The following is a 16,252-nucleotide window of genomic DNA, read 5'->3' on the forward strand; positions in this document are numbered from 1 at the left end:
CAATGCCCTGCATCTACGCCGTTGTCCGCAAGCAGCCAACCGAAGTTTTCGCTCGCGGCTTTCTAAATTCAAGTATACGCTTCCAATTTCCTTAAGCAATTCCTTTCTTGCTGTACTTTTTATATATATTGCTTTTTTCGCAGTTTTGCCGGAAAGTCTCCGTTCCATTCCCTTTCCTTTTAGGAAGAATGAATAATTTGAAAGTTTTGTCGGATTTTCATCTTTTCGTTTCGCGCAAGTTTTTTTTAAATTCAAGTCACCTTTTTTAGAAGTTGCACAATTCTCCTCCAGGCTTTATAATAGTAACAAACCAATCAAAAGCAAAATCTGTGCGATTCCTTTTTTTACAAACCACTATTTCTATAAAACTTTCCCTGCGGGCAGCGCAATTTTCCTACAACTGTCTCCCGCCCGATTTTTTCTTTGCTGTTCCTGTTTTTGGAAGGAGGTGCGCGCTTTATGAGCACCAGTCATCATATTTTCTCCCAGGAATCCCAATCTCCTACGGTGCAGAATCAAGCCAAGCTGCTGTATATCACCTGCGCCCAGTACAGCCAGGAGTGGAACTGCACCATCCACACCCACTCCTGTACAGAACTGTTCTTTGTCACCGCCGGGCGAGGCCGTTTTCAGCTCCAGCATGAGAGCTTCTCGGTGGCTGTCAGCGACCTGGTGCTGGTCAACGCCGGCGTCCCTCACACCGAGCTGAGCCAGGCGGGCAGCCCCATGGAATATACGGTACTGGGCGTAGAAGGCCTGGAAGTACTGGCCGACACGGGGGGCTATGCCCTGTCCCACATCACCTCCGGCTGGGAAGAGCTGACCACCTGCCTGAAGCTGATGCTCCAGGAGGCCCGGGGCGGCCAAACCGGCTATCATCAGGTCTGCCAGCATTTGCTGGACATTATTTTGCTGCGGCTCCAGCGTCAGGACGACCTGGCCATCGCCTCTTCAGAGCCCGGGCACAAGATCAGCCGAGAGTGCGATCTGGTACGGCGCTACATTGACAACCATTTTAAAGAGAACCTGACGCTGGACCAGTTGTCCGCCATCGCCCACATTAATAAATACTATCTGGTCCACGCTTTCCGCAAAGAATACAACATCTCCCCGATCAGTTATCTGATTGCCCGCCGCACCCAGGAAAGTCGATTTCTTCTGACCAACACCGACTACACCCTATCCCAGATCGCTCAGATCCTGGGCTTTTCCTCCCCCAGCTATTTTTCCCAGAGCTTCCGCCGTCTGGAGGGCATTAGCCCCATGGAGTACCGCAAACGCTACCGGCACTCACAGGAGAAACACACGTAGCGTTAAAAAGGAGTTTTTGCCATGGCCTATCTTCCCCTGCTCCCCCAGCGCCCCATCCACGTGCATGAAATCTACACGGTACACTACTTTGAATATGCCGGAAGCTATGCTTTTTCCGGAGAATCCCATGACTTTTGGGAGCTGCTGTACGTAGACCGGGGCACGCTTCGGGTGACTGCCGGCGATCAGGTCTGGGAACTGTCCCGGGGACAGATGATTTTTCATGCTCCGGGCGAATTTCATGCTCTGTCTGCCACCGGGGTAGCCCCTGACCTAGTGGTAGTCAGCTTCGGTTGCAACAGTCCGGATATGAACTTTTTCCAGGGACTCATCACCACAGCGGGAGAAGCGGAACGTGCTCTGCTGGCCCGTATCGTGGAGGAGAGCACCGCGGCATTTTCCACTCCTCTGGACGATCCCTCCACCCAGAGTCTCCAGCGCCGGGAGATTTCTCCCTTCGGCGGGGAGCAGCTGGTATGCGCCGCACTGGAAGAACTGCTCATCCGTCTCATCCGCCGCCGGGAACAGCCCGCACCCCCGCTCACCGCACCTGGAGGCGATGAGAGCCTCAAGCGGGTGGCCTCCTACATGGAGCAGAACCTGGACCGTCCACTCACCCTGGAAGAGATCTGCCGGGACAATCTCATCGGCCGCAGTCAGCTGCAAAAGCTGTTCCATACCTACACCGGCGGCGGGGTGATGGAGTACTTTGGGAACCTGAAGATTCAGGCCGCCCGGCGGATGATCCGGGATGGCCGGCTCAACTTTACACAGATCGCCGCCCGGCTTGGATTCCAGTCGGTCCACTACTTCTCCCGCCGCTTCCGCAAGGTCACCGGCATGTCCCCCAGCGAGTATGCCCGGAGTGTGAAAATGCTCTCCGAACTGCCCGGCGTTTCTGCGGACGATAGTGCAAACAATGTGTAGAATCATCTATTTTCTTTCCCTGCGCCAGCTACTACAATGAAGGTATGAATTTGGGGTCAAAACGGCCCATTTGCGCGGCAGCGCGCTTATTTTGAAAGGAGTGCTTCCCATGTCTATTCTGGTCAGCGGCGGCGCCGGTTACATCGGCAGCCACACCTGCGTGGAGCTTATCCAGGCGGGTTATGAGATCGTGGTAGCAGACAATCTGGTCAACTCTTCCGAGGAATCCCTGCGTCGGGTGGAGAAGATCACCGGTAAAAAAGTTCCCTTTGTAAAAACCGAGCTGTGCGACGAGGCTCAGGTGGAGGCTCTCTTTGCCCAGTACCCCGACATCGACGCGGTCATCCACTTTGCCGGTCTGAAGGCAGTGGGCGAGAGCGTAGCCAAGCCCCTGGAGTACTACACCAACAACCTGGTCAACAGCCTGGTGCTCCTCAACGCCATGCGCCGTCACGGAGTGAAGAACTTCGTCTTCTCCTCCTCCGCCACCGTTTACGGCGACCCCGCCAGCGTGCCCATCCGTGAGGACTTCCCCACCGGCGGCACCACCAACCCCTACGGCACCACCAAGCTCTTCCTGGAGCGTATCCTCACCGACATCTGCGCCGCCGATTCCACCATGAACGTGGCTCTGCTGCGCTACTTCAACCCCATCGGCGCCCACGAGTCCGGCCTCATCGGCGAGGACCCCAACGGTATCCCCAACAACCTGGTGCCCTACATCGCCCAGGTGGCCGTGGGCAAACTGGAGAAGCTCCACGTCTACGGCAACGACTATCCCACCCCCGACGGCACCGGCGTGCGTGACTACATCCACGTGGTAGACCTGGCCAAGGGCCATGTGGCCGCTCTGAAGAAGCTGGACACCAAGTGCGGCCTGTTCGTGTGCAACCTGGGCACCGGCAAGGGCTACAGCGTGCTGGACATCCTCCACGCCTATGAGAAGGCCTGCGGCAAGACTCTGCCCTACGTCATCGATCCCCGCCGTCCCGGCGACATCGCCGAGTGCTACGCCGATCCCGCCAAGGCTCTCAATGAGATGGGCTGGCAGGCCCAGTACGGTATCGAGGAGATGTGCGCCTCCTCCTGGAAGTGGCAGTCCATGAACCCCAACGGCTACAAGGGCTGAGCCGCTTCTCCTGTGTAACATCCACTGGCCGGAGGCGGTCTCCCACCTCCGGCCTTACAGCGCCCGAAGGGCGAGAAAGAAAGGAATGGATTTTATGAAAAAACCGGTTCTTGTGGTCATGGCCGCCGGAATGGGCAGCCGCTACGGCGGCCTCAAGCAGGTGGACCCCGTTGGAAACCACAATCAGCTTATCATCGACTACTCCATCTACGACGCCCGCCGCGCTGGCTTTGAGACTGTCGTCTTTGTCATCAAGCATGAGATTGAGGACACCTTCAAGGCCGCCATCGGTGACCGTCTGAGCAAGGTCATCAACGTGAAGTACGCCTATCAGCAGCTGGACGATCTGCCCGAGGGCTACTCCGTTCCCGAGGAGCGCGTGAAGCCTTGGGGCACTGCCCACGCCATTCTGGCCGCCCGCAAGGTGGTGGATGGTCCCTTCGCCGTGGTCAACGCCGACGACTACTACGGCCCCGAGGGTTTCAAGAAGATCTACGACTACCTGGAGTCCCACCCCGACCAGCCCGGCTGCTATGAGTTTGCCATGGTGGGCTACCTGCTGGGCAACACCGTTACCGAGAACGGTCATGTGGCCCGCGGCATCTGCGAGGAGGACAGCGAGAACTACCTCACCCGGGTGACCGAGCGCACCCGCATCGAGAAGGACGGCGCCGATGCCCGCTTCACCGAGGACGACGGTGCCACCTGGACCCACCTCAGCGGAAACACCATCGTGTCCATGAACCTGTGGGGCTTCACCGAGAGCTTTTTGAAGGAGGCCGAGGCCCGCTTCCCCGCCTTCCTGGACAAGGCTCTGGCGGAGAACCCCCTGAAGGGCGAGTACTTCCTGCCCAGCGTGGTCACCCAGCTGCTGGAGGAGAAGAAGGCCCGTGTTAAGGTGCTGCGCAGCACCGACAAGTGGTACGGCGTTACCTATCGGGAGGACAAGCCCGTGGTGGTCAACGCCATTGCGGAGATGACCGCCAGCGGTCTCTATCCCGACAAGCTGTGGGAGGTATAAGAACATGTCTCAGGCTGAACAGTTTCTGCAGGACGCTCTGAACGCCTTTGATTTCGGCGGTCAGGTCGTTGGCGCGGTGCGCTATGGCTCCGGCCACATCAACGATACCTTCTGTGTCCACACTCAGCCCGGCGAGGATCCCTGCCGCCGGTTCATTCTCCAGCGCATCAGCTCTGCCGCCTTCCATCACCCCGAGCAGGTGATGGCCAACATCGTGGGCGTCACCTCCTATCTGGGCAAGGTCATCGCCGAAGCCGGCGGCGACCCCACTCGGGAGACTATGTGTGTCTACGCCACCAAGGACGGCAAAAACTTCTATACCGATCCCGAGGGCGGCGCCTGGCGTGTCTACCCCTTCATTGAGGGCACCAAGTGCCTCCAGTCCGCCGAGACCCCCGAGCTGTTTGCTGCCTCCGCCCGGGCCTTTGGCCGCTTCCAGCAGATGCTCAAGGACTACCCCGCCGACACCCTGTATGAAACCATTCCCCGCTTCCACGACACCGAGGACCGCCTGGCCAAGCTGAAGGCTGCCGTGGCCGCCGACACCATGAGCCGGGTGAAGGACGTGCAGGCGGAGCTGGACTTTGTCACCGCCCGGGAGGCTGATTGCTCCGTGGCTCTCCAGGCTCTGCGGGATGGCAAGCTGCCCCTGCGCGTGACCCACAACGACACCAAGCTCAACAACGTGCTCATGGACCGCAAGAGCGGCGAGGGCGTGTGCGTCATCGACCTGGACACCGTAATGCCCGGCCTGTCCATCAACGACTTCGGCGATTCCATCCGCTTTGGCGCCAATCACTGTGCCGAGGATGAGAAGGACCTGTCCAAGGTGAACTTCGACCTGTCCCTGTTTGAGGTGTACACCCAGGGCTTCCTGGAGGGAGCCAACGGCGCTCTTACCCAGGCCGAGCTGGACTACCTGCCCTGGGGCGCCAAGCTGATGACTCTGGAGTGCGGCATCCGCTTCCTCACCGACTATCTGGAGGGCGACCACTACTTCCGCACCCACCGCGAGGGCCAGAATCTGGACCGCTGCCGCACCCAGTTTAAGCTGGTGGCCGACATGGAGAACCAGTGGGAGGCTATGAAGGCTGTGGTGGACAAGTACCGCCCCAACTGATGCTTGCTTACTTTCATTCCTTTCCATAAGAAAAACGGACGGTTTCCTGGAAACCGTCCGTTTTTCTATGTATTCTCTTAATACTTGGCAAAGCCCCGTCCAAACTCCCGGCACTGCTCCAATCCATCCTCGTCAGGAGTCTCGTTGATCATCAGACCCTGTTCCTGGTAGAGGTTGGCGTTGGCGTCCTGGGTGCGCTGCACCCAGTCCCGCATCCACTGGCCATCCCCCCAGCCGTACGAGCCGAACAGGGCTACCGGGCGGCCGCTGAGACGGCGCTCCAGCTCGGTGAAGAAGGGCTCAAAGTCCATCTCCTCCAGCACCTCGGCTCCCATGGCGGGGCAGCCCAGGGCCAGCTTCTCATATTCCGCAGCCTGGTCGGCGCTCACCCCAGGCAGAGCAAACACATCGCACTCCGCGCCCGCTTCCCGGATGCCCTCCGCGATGGCGTTGGCCATCATCTCGGTGTTTCCGGTCTGGCTCCAATAGATCACAGCAATCTTACTCATGGTGAACCTCCTAAAATATTCATATATACTTGGCTATGCCACAGCAAACACTTCAAACAGGGTCTCGCCCTGCTCTACCCGCCGCACACAGGTGCGGCACACCTGGGTAATCCGGGCAAACTGTCGGGAGGCACTGGGCACATCGCCATATACCTTCCAGCAGCCGCACAACTTACAGCCCGCACCGCCATAACGGATGAATCCTTCTACGTCCTCCACAGGGTAGCCCAGAAACAGCCCGATCTCATGGGGAAATCCTCCCTGTCCCGCTGCCCGGCGGGCCAGACGGTCCAGCTTGGTTTCCAACGACTCCTCCCGGTGATAGCCAAACTGCTCCAGCAGCGTGACCACCTTCTCCTGCGCAAGACACTGCTCCAGCAGGCGACGGCGGTAGACCAGCAGCAGATAGCGCTTGGAACAGGCACATAAAATCCGAAAGTGTACGTCTTTGGGAGCAAAGGCCCTGCGGTACTCCTCCAGCTGCCGGGACAGCTGAGGAAACTGACTGCGCTGGCAGGAAACCAGATTGGCTGGCTTGATCCCCGCCAAAGCCGGGGCGCAGTGGGCGGCAAGCAGATGATCCAAGGTAGTCAGAGTAATTCCTCCTTATGGTTAGCTTAAGCTAACTAATTATAAGTTAGCATCAGTTAACTGTTTTGTCAAGTATCATTTTTGCCCGGCGGAGCAATCTGCTCCGCCGGGCCTTTGCTCACATCCCCATGGCGTCGGTAAGAGTCTCCACCGCTTCGGTGACATTCTTAGCCGCCTTGTGAGCCACCCGCCGCATCTCACGGCGAGAGGGAGCCATGGTCATGCCCATAGCGGCGCCAGCCGCCATGCCCATGGTCATGCCCAGAAAAAACTTTCCATATCCGCATCCGTTCATCGCTTCTTCACGTCCTTTCCCGCACCAAAACGGCTTGTTTGGCGCGCATTGTTATTCTTTCCGGTTTCGGGGAAAAATGCGTTGCTAAATCCTGTGGATTCCGCTATAATTTAGTTTGAGTATGTACGCGCATTCCTGCGCGTTTTTCGAAAACTGCATTGGGCATTTGCCCTACCCTTTGGAGGATTCTTTATTATGAAACTTCTGATCAAACACGGACGAGTCGTGGACCCGGTAAGCGGCACCGTATCCATTCAGGACCTGTATATCGAAAACGGAAAAGTGGTCCAGCTGGAAAAGGATATTCGTCAAGAGGCTGACCAGGTAATCGATGCGGACGGTCTTGTGGTGTGCCCCGGTCTGGTGGACATGCACGTACATCTGCGTGACCCCGGCCTCACCTACAAAGAGGACATTTTTACCGGTACTGCCGCCGCCGCTCACGGCGGCGTTACTTCGGTGGCCTGCATGGCCAACACCGATCCGGTGGTGGACACTCCGGAGCAGGTCCGCTATGTCAAAGACAAGGCTGCTCAGGCCAACGGCGTGCACGTCTACCCCATCGCCGCCGTCTCCATGGGCATGCGTGGCGAGGAGCCTTCGGATGCCGACGCCCTGAAAAAGGCGGGCGCGATCGCTCTGTCTGATGACGGCTGCAATGTGGACAACGCAAACCTGATGCGGGATGTGATGATCCACGCCAAGCGTCTGGAGATGCCGGTACTGTGCCACTGCGAGGACACCACCATGGTGGAAGGCCGTGCGGTCAATGAGGGCAGCGTATCCCGCCAGCTGTGGCTGGAGGGTCGGCCCGCCATCGCCGAAGAGATCATGGTCATGCGGGACGCCATGCTGGCCGAAGAGACCGGCGCCCACGTCCACATCTGCCATGTATCTACTGCCAAGAGCGTGGATATCATCCGCCGGATGAAAAAGCGGGGCGTTGCCATCACCTGTGAGACCTGCCCCCAGTACTTCACCCTCACGGAGGATGAGATCCTCACTCAGGGCTCCATGGCCCGGGTCAATCCTCCCCTGCGCACCGCTAAGGACATCAAGGGGATCATTGCCGGTCTGAAGGACGGCACCATCGACGCCATCGCCACCGACCATGCGCCTCACTCCGCCGAGGAGAAATCCCGCCCCCTCACCCGGGCGCCCAGCGGTATGGTGGGTCTGGAGACCTCTCTGGCCATCACCCTTACCGAGCTCTACCACACGGGCAAGATGAAGCTGCCCGAGATCATCAAGCGCATGACCTACACTCCCGCCTCCATTCTGCGTCTGAGTTCCAAGGGCCGCCTGTCCCTGGGCAGCGACGCCGACATCACTATTTTTGACCCCGAAGAGGTCTGGACCATTGACCCGGAGCAGTTTGCCTCCAAGGCTCGGAACACCCCCTTTGCCGGACGGGAGGTCAAGGGTAAGGTAAAGTACACCATTGTAGGCGGAAATGTGATTTATCAGGACCGCTGAAGCAGATAGAAACTGCCGCTGGCAGAATTCGATTTTAAAAAGAGAAGGGAAGATCAACCATGTCTTTTGACGTGCTGCAGGAGAAGATCCGCGAGAAGAAAAACCCCACCGTGGCCGGGCTGGACGCCCGCATCGAGTATGTCCCCGAGTATATCCGCAAGGAAGCCTTTGAGAAGTATGGCGTGGGCCTGAAGGGGGCCGTGGAGGCCATCTGGCAGTTCAATGTGGGCCTCATTGACGCCCTGTGCGACATTGTCCCCGCTGTTAAGCCCCAGAGCGCCTACTATGAGAACCTGGGCTGGCAGGGCATGGAGATGCTGGAGCGCACCATCCGCTATGCCAAGGAGAAGGGTCTGTTTGTCATTGCCGACATCAAGCGTGGCGACATCGGCTCTACCGCCACCGCCTACGCGGAAGGCTGGCTCTCCGGTGCTCCCATCGAGGGTCAGGTGTTCAAGTCCTTTGACGCTGACTGTGTCACCCTCAACGGCTACATGGGCTCCGACTCCATCAAGCCCTTCCTGGAGGCCGCCAAGGGCGAGGACAAGTGTGCCTTCGTACTGGTGAAGACCTCCAACCCCGGCTCCGGCGAGCTTCAGGACGTGAAGGCCGCCGACGGTCGCACCATCTATGAAGTGATGGGCGAGCTCAACGAGCAGATCGCCGCCGGCACCGAGGGCAAGTACGGCTTTACCATGGCCGGTGCCGTCACCGGCGCCACCTATCCCCAGCAGATCCAGGATTTACGCGCCCGACTCCCTCATACTTTCTTCTTGGTCCCTGGTTATGGTGCTCAGGGCGGTACCGCGGCCGACGTGAAGTACGCCTTCAACGAGAAGGGCCACGGCGCCATCGTCAACTCCTCCCGCGGCATTATGTGCGCCTGGAAGAAGACCGGCGGCGACGGTCACGACTTCAAGGAGGCGGCCCGGAACGCCGCTATTGCTATGCGGGACGACATTGCTCAGTTTGTGACCGTAGAATAATATAAAATTCCTGCTGGGGCCATGGCCCCGGCAGAAACATCCTCGTCCGGTTCGTAACAGTGGATTCGTTGACTCTGCATAAGGAGGGGATTCTATGGCTTACTGTGTGCTCTGCGGTAAAAAAGTTGGACTGCTCGATCAGATCGATTTGGATTTTCACGGCAGCAAGCAGGTTTTGTGCAGTGCCTGTGACGTCCGAATGAGCAAAGCATCCCCCGGAGAACGGCAGGACCTGGAACAGCAGATCCTGGCCTCCCCCTATTTACAGAGGGCAGACACGGTACAAGCAAATGTGAATACCGGAAAGGTCTGCCCGGCCTGCGGCGCCATACTGGAACGCAAGCTGGAACACTTCTCCATCGGCGCGGATGGCGGCGGCGGATTGATGACCCTTCTGGCCGACCAGTACGAGGTGGATCTGTATGCCTGTCCTCAGTGCGGTAAGGTGGAGCTTTATACCGCCGGGTTTGTCCCCCCTTCTTCCACACAGAAAAGCGAGCTAAAGGAGCAAGCCTCCCAGGCCGCTCCGGAGACGATCCCGGCCCAGTCCGATGAAAAACGCAGTTTCCGCTTCCCCTGGCAGAAAGAAGAGAAAGCCCCCTGGGAAAAATAAGGAGGGAGAGCCATGGCAAAACGGTGCATTTTCTGCGGCAAGGAATTTGGTCTGTTCGGTGGCTGTCTGATCCAGTGCGGCGACTCGGACCTGTCCGTGTGCTCCGCCTGTTACGATCAGCTCTCCCCTCTTTCCCCCAAGGAGCGGGCAGTCAAAGCCCTGGCTACCGGCCGGGCGCCCAATCCCCAGGAACTTCAGGCCTGGCTAAAACAGGATGAGGCTTGGCTGGAGGAAGAGCGCTCCCGGCTGGAGCGGGCCCGGCAGGCCATCAGCGCGGACAAGACCTGCCTGAGGTGCGGCGGACCCATGGAGCGGTACGGGGACAAGCGGTTTCATCTGCACCCAACGGTTCAAGATATCCTCTCCCCCGTCTGGCTGGAGGTGGAGGTCATCCGGTGCGCCCGGTGTGGCAAGGCGGAATTCTACATCCCCCAGCCACCGGATTTGCCCGAGATCAAGGACAATCCCCCCCGACCTGAGGCCGCTGACCAGGAGGAACCCTTCTCCCGGCCAGATACTAGCCGGCATGGGGGCAAACCCCCCTGGGAAAAATAACAGTCAGACAAAGGTGTGACACGATGAAAGTAGAACGCAAATGTAAAATCGTCTCCAAAGAGCAGATGGGAGACGCCATCTATATGACGCTGGAGTGCGGCGACATGGTCCGCACCTCCTTCAAGGCCCCCGGCCAGTTTGTCCATGTCAAGTGCGGTGAGGGACTGCTTCTGCGCCGTCCCATTTCCGTGTGCTCCTGCCAGGAGGATGAGCCTCAGGACCTTCTGACCATCGTCTTTGAGGTCCGGGGCGAAGGCACCCAGTGGCTGGCGGGCCGCCCCGTTGGCCACAGCCTGGACGTGCTGGGACTGGCTGGCAACGGCTTTACCATGAAGCCCGAGGGCCGCTATCTGCTGGTGGGCGGCGGCATCGGTATCCCTCCCATGCTGGGCTGTGCTCAGTATACCAGTGGAAAATCCACCGCCATTCTGGGCGGCCGCTCTCAGGACAAGATCATCCTGACCAATTGTTTTGAGGACGAATGCGCCAAGGTGCTGGTAGCTACCGACGATGGCTCCATGGGTCACCACGGCTTTGTGGATGCCCTGGTGCGCCAGGAGCTGAGCGAGAACAACAACTATGACGCTGTGCTGGCCTGCGGTCCCAAGCCCATGCTGCGCAACGTAGCCAAGGTGGCCGAGGAGTTCGGCGTTCCCTGCCAGGTATCCATGGAGGAGCGCATGGGCTGCGGCGTGGGCGCCTGCTTGGTGTGCGCCTGCGATATGGCCGATGGCTCCCGCAAGCACGTGTGCAAAGACGGCCCCGTCTTTGACTCCAAGGAGGTGGACTGGAATGCCTAATGTGGATATGAGCGTCACCCTGGCCGGGATGACCATGAAAAACCCCATCTGTGTAGCCTCCGGCACCTACGGTTTTGGCCGGGAGTACGGCCAGTTTTATGACCTGAGCGAGATCGGCGGTATCTGTGCCAAGGGACTGACCCTCCACCGCCGTGAGGGAAATCCTGCCCCCCGTATTGCAGAGACCCCTATGGGCATCCTAAACTCCGTGGGCCTGCAAAATCCCGGGGTAGACGCCTTTATTGCGGAAGAGCTGCCCTTCCTGCGCCAGTATGACGTGAAGGTCATCGCCAACATTTCTGGTAACACCCCCGAGGAATACGGCATCATGTGTGAAAAGCTCTCGGAAGCTGGGGTGGATATGATTGAGGTCAACATCTCCTGCCCCAACGTAAAAGCAGGTGGCCTGGCCTACGGCACCCGCCCTGAGCTGGCCGCTGAAGTCACCCAGGTGGCTAAGGCCCATGCAGGCAAAGTGCCCGTCATGGTGAAGCTCTCCCCCAATGTCACCGACATTACCGAGATTGCCCGGGCGGTGGAGGACGGCGGCGCTGACGCCGTGTCCCTCATCAATACTCTGCGCGGCATGCGTATCGATGTGAATACCCACCGTCCCATTTTGAAGATGAACACCGGCGGCATGTCCGGTCCCGCCGTCCTGCCTGTGGCAGTGCGGATGGTCTGGGAGGTTGCCCAGGCGGTGAAGATTCCCATCCTTGGCATGGGCGGCGTAAGCCGCGGCGAGGATGCGGCTCAGCTGATGCTGGCCGGAGCCACCGCGGTTGCCGTAGGCACCGCCATGTTTGCCGATCCGTTCGCTCCCATCAAGGTTCGGGATGAGCTGGCCGATATTGCCTCCCTGCAGGGTCTGGAGCGTGTGGCTCAGCTCACCGGAGGCGTTCAGCCCTGGTAAGGGAAGGAGGGCTTTTCGATGGACGAAAACACCTTTTTGGTCTCCTTGTCTATGGAAGAGACCGCCAAAAAGATCCACTCCGCTGTGGTGGACGGAAGCATCACCGGAGAACTTCTTGATCACTATGTGATCCAGGGCCAGGGAGAGCAGTATTGCATCGTGGCCGTCTATGAAAAGCACTACTGGCGGGCAGGCAATCGTCTGACCCTCACGGTTACCATCGATAATCTCTCCGGCCCCACCCGGGTGCACTGCATTGGCGGCGGCGGAGGCGAGGGGCTGTTCCGTTTCGACTGGGGCGCGGCCTCCTCCTTCTCCTCCCTGGTCTATGAGTGCCTGCGCGACGATATGTTATAATCTTTTAGGAGGTTGCCATGCTGGAAGAATTGATCGCCATGCTTCTGCCCCCGATCATCTCCATCTGTGAGCTGATGGGCATCTTTGTAGTGGCTGTTTCCGCTGTGCGCGCCTTCTGGAACTACTGCAAAGGCCTGGTCACCCACGTCCCGCTGGACGTAAAATTTGACCTGGCCAACGGACTGGCCACCAGTCTGGAATTTAAAATGGCGGCAGAGATCCTGAAAACCGTGCTGGTGCGGGATCTGAACGAACTGGTTGTCCTGGGGGCGGTGGTCTTGCTGCGGGCGCTGCTGTCTCTGCTGATCCACTTTGAAATGAAGTCCCACGGCTGATCTCTTATGCAAAGGACTGGAATGATATGACAACAATTTACCTGATTCGTCATGCGGAGGCAGAGGGAAACCTCTATCGCCGCATCCACGGTTGGTACGATTCTCTGATCACGAAAAATGGAGAGCGTCAGATTCAGGCGCTTCAGCAGCGGTTTGACTCGGTTCCCATTGACGCGGTCTACTCCAGCGACCTCATCCGCACCCAGCTCACCGCAGGGGCTGTATATCTCCCCAAAGGTCTTCCTCTCCACCTGCACCCCGGACTGCGAGAGATCCACATGGGCGACTGGGAGGACCGCACCTGGGGCGAAGTGCGCCACTTCCAGGGAGAACAGCTGGCTCTGTTCAACCATACCGATCCCAGCTTCCAGGCTCCTGGCGGCGGAGAGGGCTTCGGCCCGCTGGGAGACCGGGTCTATGAAGCCATCCGCTCCATCGCCCAAAAGCACCCCGACCAGAATGTGGCTCTCTTCAGCCACGGCACTGCTATCCGGCAGTTTTTAGGCAAGGTCAAAGGAACAGAACCTGAGCAGTGGAAGGACCTGCCTCACTTTGACAACACCGCCGTTACCTGCCTGGCCTGGGACGGAAACGCCTTCCATATCGTCTATGAGGGCGACAACTCCCATCTGGATGAGTCCATCTCCACGCTGGCCCGCCAGTCCTGGTGGCGCAAGGGCGGCCAGAAGGCGGAGGACGTAAACCTTTGGTTCCGCCCCCTGGACCCGGAAAAGGAACAGGAGCTCTATCTCGCCGCCCGGCGTGACACCTGGATCACCGTCCACGGTACCGAGCTGCCCTTTGACGGTCCCGGCTTCTGGGAAGTCGCCCGGCGTGATTTGGAAATGTCCCCCTGGGGCGTATCCGTGGCTATGGCCGGAGACCAATTTGCCGGCATGATCCAGCTGGATCTGGAGCGCTTCCGCTCGGACGGAGCGGGTTACATCCCCCTGTGCTACATGGCTCCCGAGTTCCGCAACCGCGGGCTGGGCGTGCAGCTGCTGGGACACGCTGTATCCATCTTCCGCAAGGAGGGCCGCCAGGGTCTGCGTCTGCGCTGTGCACTGAATAACGATCACGCTCAGCATTTCTATGATAAATACGGTTTCCACAAGATCGGCGTGGAAGAGGGCGAATGGTTCCCCCTGGACGTGTTGGAAAAGCCCATCTGCCGCCCCGATATTCCAAATGTGGCAGAATAACTGCTTTGCTGCGGGACACCCAGTGTCCCGCATTTTATACTAAGGAAGAGAGGTTTCCCTATGGGATTTGACCGCGACCTATTTTTACCTGTAAGCCGGGAGGATATGGACCGCCGGGGCTGGGACAGCTACGATGTGCTGCTCATCACCGGCGACGCCTACGTGGACCACCCCTCCTTCGGCCCCACGATTATTGGCCGGGTGCTGGAGGCAGAGGGCTACCGGGTGGCCATTCTCGCCCAGCCCGACTGGCACAGCGCCGCCCCCTTCCAGGCTCTTGGGCGTCCCCGGCTGGCGGTGATGATCTCGGCGGGCAATCTGGACTCCATGGTGGCCCACTATACCGCCGCCCGGAAACGCCGTCACGACGACGCCTACTCTCCCGGTCGGAAAGCCGGACTGCGTCCCGACCACGCCACGGTGGTCTACTCCAACCGGGTGCGGGAAGCCTTTGGCGACATTCCCATCATCATCGGCGGCCTGGAGGCCTCCCTGCGCCGCTTTGCCCACTACGACTACTGGGAGGACAAGGTGCGCCGCTCCATTCTCTTTGACGCGCAGGCAAACATCCTCACCTATGGCATGGGCGAGCTGGCCTCCAAGGAGATCATCTCCCGGCTGGCCAGCGGCACTCCTGTGGAGGAAATCACCGATGTGCGGGGCACCTGCGTGGCCGCCGCCCATCCCGGTGTGTGCGCCTACCCCTGGGTGGAAGTCCCCTCTTTTGAGGAGGTATCCTCCAGCAAGGAGGCCTATGCCCGGGCCAATATGGTAGAGTACAACGAGCACGATCCCTTCGTAGGCAAGGCCATCCTGCAAAAGCACGGCCGCCAGTTCCTGCTGGTCAACCCGCCCGCCCGGCCTCTTACCACGCCGGAGATGGACGAAGTAGCCGAGCTGCCCTATGTCCGAGAGCCCCATCCCATGTACAATGAGATGGGCGGCGTGCCCGCGATTGAAGAGGTTCGCTTCTCGGTGACCCACAATCGTGGCTGCTTTGGCGCTTGCAACTTCTGCTCTCTGGCCTTCCACCAGGGGCGAGTCATCTCCTGCCGCAGCCACCAGAGCGTCATCCGGGAGGTAAAGGCCCTGACCGAGCACCCCGGCTTCAAGGGCTATATCCACGACGTGGGCGGTCCCTCTGCCACCTTCCGCCGTCCTTCCTGTCAGAAACAGCTCAAGCACGGCATGTGCAAAAATCGGGCCTGTCTGGCTCCCGAGGCCTGCCCTAACCTGGACGCCGACCACACCGACTACATGATGCTGCTGCGCAAGCTGCGGGAGATTCCCAAGGTAAAGAAAGTATTTATCCGGTCGGGCATCCGCTTTGACTATCTGATGAAGGACCCCAGCGGAGAGTTTTTCACCGACCTCATTCAGCATCACATCTCCGGCCAGCTGAAAGTAGCTCCGGAACATTGTGTGGCCCACACTCTGGACTACATGGGCAAACCCCATATCGAGGTCTACGAAAAATTCCGGGAGAAGTACTTTAAGCTGAACCGCCGCTACGGGAAGGACCAGTATCTGGTCCCCTACCTCATCTCCTCCCATCCCGGCTGCACCCTGGAAGATGCGGTCCAGCTGGCCGAGTGGCTCAACAAGCAGGGCCATATGCCCGAGCAGGTCCAGGACTTTTATCCCACTCCCGGCACCCTGGCCACCTGCATGTGGTACACCGGCCTGGATCCACGGACCATGAAGCCGGTGTTTGTCCCCAAGACACCCCATGACAAGGCCCTCCAGCGGGCTCTCATGCAGTGGCGCAAGCCTCAGAACCGTGCTCTGGTGTTGGAGGCCCTCCACAAGGCGGGCCGGGATGACCTGATCGGCTACGGCAAGCACTGCCTCATCTGCCCCGGCAAGGGACAGTCCTACGGGGCACAGGGCAGCAAGGACAGCCGTCCTGCCGCCAAGGGAAAGGGCGGAAGTGCTTCCCAAGGCAGAAGGAAAGCCCCCGGCGATCCCAGAAAGGAGCGCTTTGACGGACGACACACCGCAGAAAAGAAGAACGCTCCCAGCACTCCCAAGCGCAAGGCGGGCTGGGCCAAGCCCAAGCCCCCGGTGACAAAGGGCACCAAGGGTCGCAAAAAGCGATAAAATGTAAGGACG

At 59.3% G+C, this 16,252-nt stretch carries 18 protein-coding genes; 15 read left to right on the forward strand and 3 right to left on the reverse strand.

Annotated features, from left to right (window positions below; translation table 11 throughout):
* Positions 1-459: 459 nt before the first annotated feature.
* From ACEVJL_RS07925 to ACEVJL_RS07945, 5 genes are all read left to right on the forward strand, one after another.
* Positions 460-1,311 (forward strand): helix-turn-helix transcriptional regulator, encoded by an 852-nt coding sequence (locus ACEVJL_RS07925; RefSeq protein ID WP_008980207.1) that lies wholly within the window; start codon positions 460-462, stop codon positions 1,309-1,311.
* A gap of 21 nt (positions 1,312-1,332) precedes the next feature.
* Positions 1,333-2,238, forward strand: coding sequence for a helix-turn-helix domain-containing protein (locus ACEVJL_RS07930; protein ID WP_008980206.1), 906 nt, complete (start codon positions 1,333-1,335; stop codon positions 2,236-2,238).
* A gap of 109 nt (positions 2,239-2,347) precedes the next feature.
* Positions 2,348-3,367: a UDP-glucose 4-epimerase GalE gene (galE, locus tag ACEVJL_RS07935; RefSeq protein ID WP_235396007.1), complete on the forward strand. Its 1,020-nt coding sequence runs from the start codon at positions 2,348-2,350 to the stop codon at positions 3,365-3,367.
* Between the two features lie 94 nt (positions 3,368-3,461).
* Complete coding sequence (locus ACEVJL_RS07940) at positions 3,462-4,388, forward strand: nucleotidyltransferase family protein (RefSeq protein ID WP_325208140.1); 927 nt, start codon at positions 3,462-3,464, stop codon at positions 4,386-4,388.
* Positions 4,389-4,392: 4 nt separating this feature from the next.
* Positions 4,393-5,508, forward strand: coding sequence for a phosphotransferase enzyme family protein (locus tag ACEVJL_RS07945; RefSeq protein WP_374737416.1), 1,116 nt, complete (start codon positions 4,393-4,395; stop codon positions 5,506-5,508).
* A gap of 77 nt (positions 5,509-5,585) precedes the next feature.
* Here the strand turns inward: ACEVJL_RS07945 and ACEVJL_RS07950 are convergent, their stop codons facing one another.
* The 3 genes from ACEVJL_RS07950 to ACEVJL_RS07960 all read right to left on the reverse strand — a co-directional run bounded on the left by ACEVJL_RS07950 (position 5,586) and on the right by ACEVJL_RS07960 (position 6,903).
* Positions 5,586-6,017: a flavodoxin gene (locus ACEVJL_RS07950; RefSeq protein ID WP_374737417.1), complete on the reverse strand. Its 432-nt coding sequence runs from the start codon at positions 6,015-6,017 to the stop codon at positions 5,586-5,588.
* Positions 6,018-6,050: 33 nt separating this feature from the next.
* Positions 6,051-6,602 (reverse strand): DUF3793 family protein, encoded by a 552-nt coding sequence (locus ACEVJL_RS07955; protein ID WP_374737418.1) that lies wholly within the window; start codon positions 6,600-6,602, stop codon positions 6,051-6,053.
* Positions 6,603-6,726: 124 nt separating this feature from the next.
* On the reverse strand, positions 6,727-6,903 hold the full coding sequence (locus tag ACEVJL_RS07960; protein ID WP_008980202.1) for a hypothetical protein: 177 nt from the start codon (positions 6,901-6,903) through the stop codon (positions 6,727-6,729).
* A gap of 195 nt (positions 6,904-7,098) precedes the next feature.
* On the opposite strand from ACEVJL_RS07960, the gene ACEVJL_RS07965 reads away from it, so the two are divergent.
* The 10 genes from ACEVJL_RS07965 (at position 7,099) to ACEVJL_RS08010 (ending at position 16,240) form a co-directional block, all read left to right on the forward strand.
* Positions 7,099-8,379, forward strand: a complete 1,281-nt coding sequence (locus tag ACEVJL_RS07965) for a dihydroorotase (RefSeq protein WP_008980201.1) — start codon at positions 7,099-7,101, stop codon at positions 8,377-8,379.
* Positions 8,380-8,438: 59 nt separating this feature from the next.
* The gene (gene pyrF / locus ACEVJL_RS07970) at positions 8,439-9,365 is read left to right on the forward strand and encodes an orotidine-5'-phosphate decarboxylase (RefSeq protein ID WP_325208144.1); all 927 of its coding nucleotides are present in this window, start codon (positions 8,439-8,441) and stop codon (positions 9,363-9,365) included.
* Between the two features lie 94 nt (positions 9,366-9,459).
* Entirely contained in the window at positions 9,460-9,978 is a 519-nt protein-coding gene (locus ACEVJL_RS07975; RefSeq protein WP_374737419.1) for a hypothetical protein, read from the forward strand.
* 12 nt (positions 9,979-9,990) lie between these two features.
* A complete protein-coding gene (locus ACEVJL_RS07980) occupies positions 9,991-10,533 on the forward strand; it encodes a hypothetical protein (protein ID WP_374737420.1) in 543 nt (180 codons plus the stop codon).
* A gap of 23 nt (positions 10,534-10,556) precedes the next feature.
* Entirely contained in the window at positions 10,557-11,333 is a 777-nt protein-coding gene (locus ACEVJL_RS07985; RefSeq protein WP_325208147.1) for a dihydroorotate dehydrogenase electron transfer subunit, read from the forward strand.
* Positions 11,326-12,246, forward strand: coding sequence for a dihydroorotate dehydrogenase (locus tag ACEVJL_RS07990; RefSeq protein WP_374737421.1), 921 nt, complete (start codon positions 11,326-11,328; stop codon positions 12,244-12,246). Before ACEVJL_RS07985 ends, ACEVJL_RS07990 begins: the two co-directional genes overlap by 8 nt.
* An 18-nt stretch (positions 12,247-12,264) precedes the next feature.
* Complete coding sequence (locus tag ACEVJL_RS07995) at positions 12,265-12,603, forward strand: DUF6054 family protein (RefSeq protein WP_235395982.1); 339 nt, start codon at positions 12,265-12,267, stop codon at positions 12,601-12,603.
* A 17-nt stretch (positions 12,604-12,620) separates the two neighbouring features.
* A complete protein-coding gene (locus ACEVJL_RS08000; protein ID WP_008980194.1) occupies positions 12,621-12,938 on the forward strand; it encodes a DUF1622 domain-containing protein in 318 nt (105 codons plus the stop codon).
* A gap of 26 nt (positions 12,939-12,964) precedes the next feature.
* Positions 12,965-14,140: a GNAT family N-acetyltransferase gene (locus ACEVJL_RS08005; protein ID WP_325208149.1), complete on the forward strand. Its 1,176-nt coding sequence runs from the start codon at positions 12,965-12,967 to the stop codon at positions 14,138-14,140.
* A gap of 60 nt (positions 14,141-14,200) precedes the next feature.
* A complete protein-coding gene (locus ACEVJL_RS08010) occupies positions 14,201-16,240 on the forward strand; it encodes a YgiQ family radical SAM protein (RefSeq protein WP_302667372.1) in 2,040 nt (679 codons plus the stop codon).
* Positions 16,241-16,252 lie beyond the last annotated feature (12 nt).

This window comes from Flintibacter porci, from assembly GCF_041925195.1.
In the GTDB taxonomy this organism is placed as follows: domain Bacteria; phylum Bacillota; class Clostridia; order Oscillospirales; family Oscillospiraceae; genus Lawsonibacter; species Lawsonibacter porci.

Bases quoted from the DNA above. Each gene is read 5' to 3' on its own strand.
- ACEVJL_RS07995 (WP_235395982.1), top strand. From the start codon at position 12,265: ATGGACGAAAACACCTTTTTGGTCTCCTTGTCTATGGAAGAGACCGCC.
- ACEVJL_RS07985 (WP_325208147.1), top strand. From the start codon at position 10,557: ATGAAAGTAGAACGCAAATGTAAAATCGTCTCCAAAGAGCAGATGGGA.
- galE (WP_235396007.1), top strand. From the start codon at position 2,348: ATGTCTATTCTGGTCAGCGGCGGCGCCGGTTACATCGGCAGCCACACC.
- pyrF (WP_325208144.1), top strand. From the start codon at position 8,439: ATGTCTTTTGACGTGCTGCAGGAGAAGATCCGCGAGAAGAAAAACCCC.
- ACEVJL_RS07965 (WP_008980201.1), top strand. From the start codon at position 7,099: ATGAAACTTCTGATCAAACACGGACGAGTCGTGGACCCGGTAAGCGGC.
- ACEVJL_RS07980 (WP_374737420.1), top strand. From the start codon at position 9,991: ATGGCAAAACGGTGCATTTTCTGCGGCAAGGAATTTGGTCTGTTCGGT.
- ACEVJL_RS07940 (WP_325208140.1), top strand. From the start codon at position 3,462: ATGAAAAAACCGGTTCTTGTGGTCATGGCCGCCGGAATGGGCAGCCGC.
- ACEVJL_RS08000 (WP_008980194.1), top strand. From the start codon at position 12,621: ATGCTGGAAGAATTGATCGCCATGCTTCTGCCCCCGATCATCTCCATC.
- ACEVJL_RS08005 (WP_325208149.1), top strand. From the start codon at position 12,965: ATGACAACAATTTACCTGATTCGTCATGCGGAGGCAGAGGGAAACCTC.
- ACEVJL_RS07945 (WP_374737416.1), top strand. From the start codon at position 4,393: ATGTCTCAGGCTGAACAGTTTCTGCAGGACGCTCTGAACGCCTTTGAT.
- ACEVJL_RS07925 (WP_008980207.1), top strand. From the start codon at position 460: ATGAGCACCAGTCATCATATTTTCTCCCAGGAATCCCAATCTCCTACG.
- ACEVJL_RS07950 (WP_374737417.1), bottom strand. From the start codon at position 6,017: ATGAGTAAGATTGCTGTGATCTATTGGAGCCAGACCGGAAACACCGAG.
- ACEVJL_RS07990 (WP_374737421.1), top strand. From the start codon at position 11,326: ATGCCTAATGTGGATATGAGCGTCACCCTGGCCGGGATGACCATGAAA.
- ACEVJL_RS07960 (WP_008980202.1), bottom strand. From the start codon at position 6,903: ATGAACGGATGCGGATATGGAAAGTTTTTTCTGGGCATGACCATGGGC.
- ACEVJL_RS08010 (WP_302667372.1), top strand. From the start codon at position 14,201: ATGGGATTTGACCGCGACCTATTTTTACCTGTAAGCCGGGAGGATATG.
- ACEVJL_RS07930 (WP_008980206.1), top strand. From the start codon at position 1,333: ATGGCCTATCTTCCCCTGCTCCCCCAGCGCCCCATCCACGTGCATGAA.
- ACEVJL_RS07975 (WP_374737419.1), top strand. From the start codon at position 9,460: ATGGCTTACTGTGTGCTCTGCGGTAAAAAAGTTGGACTGCTCGATCAG.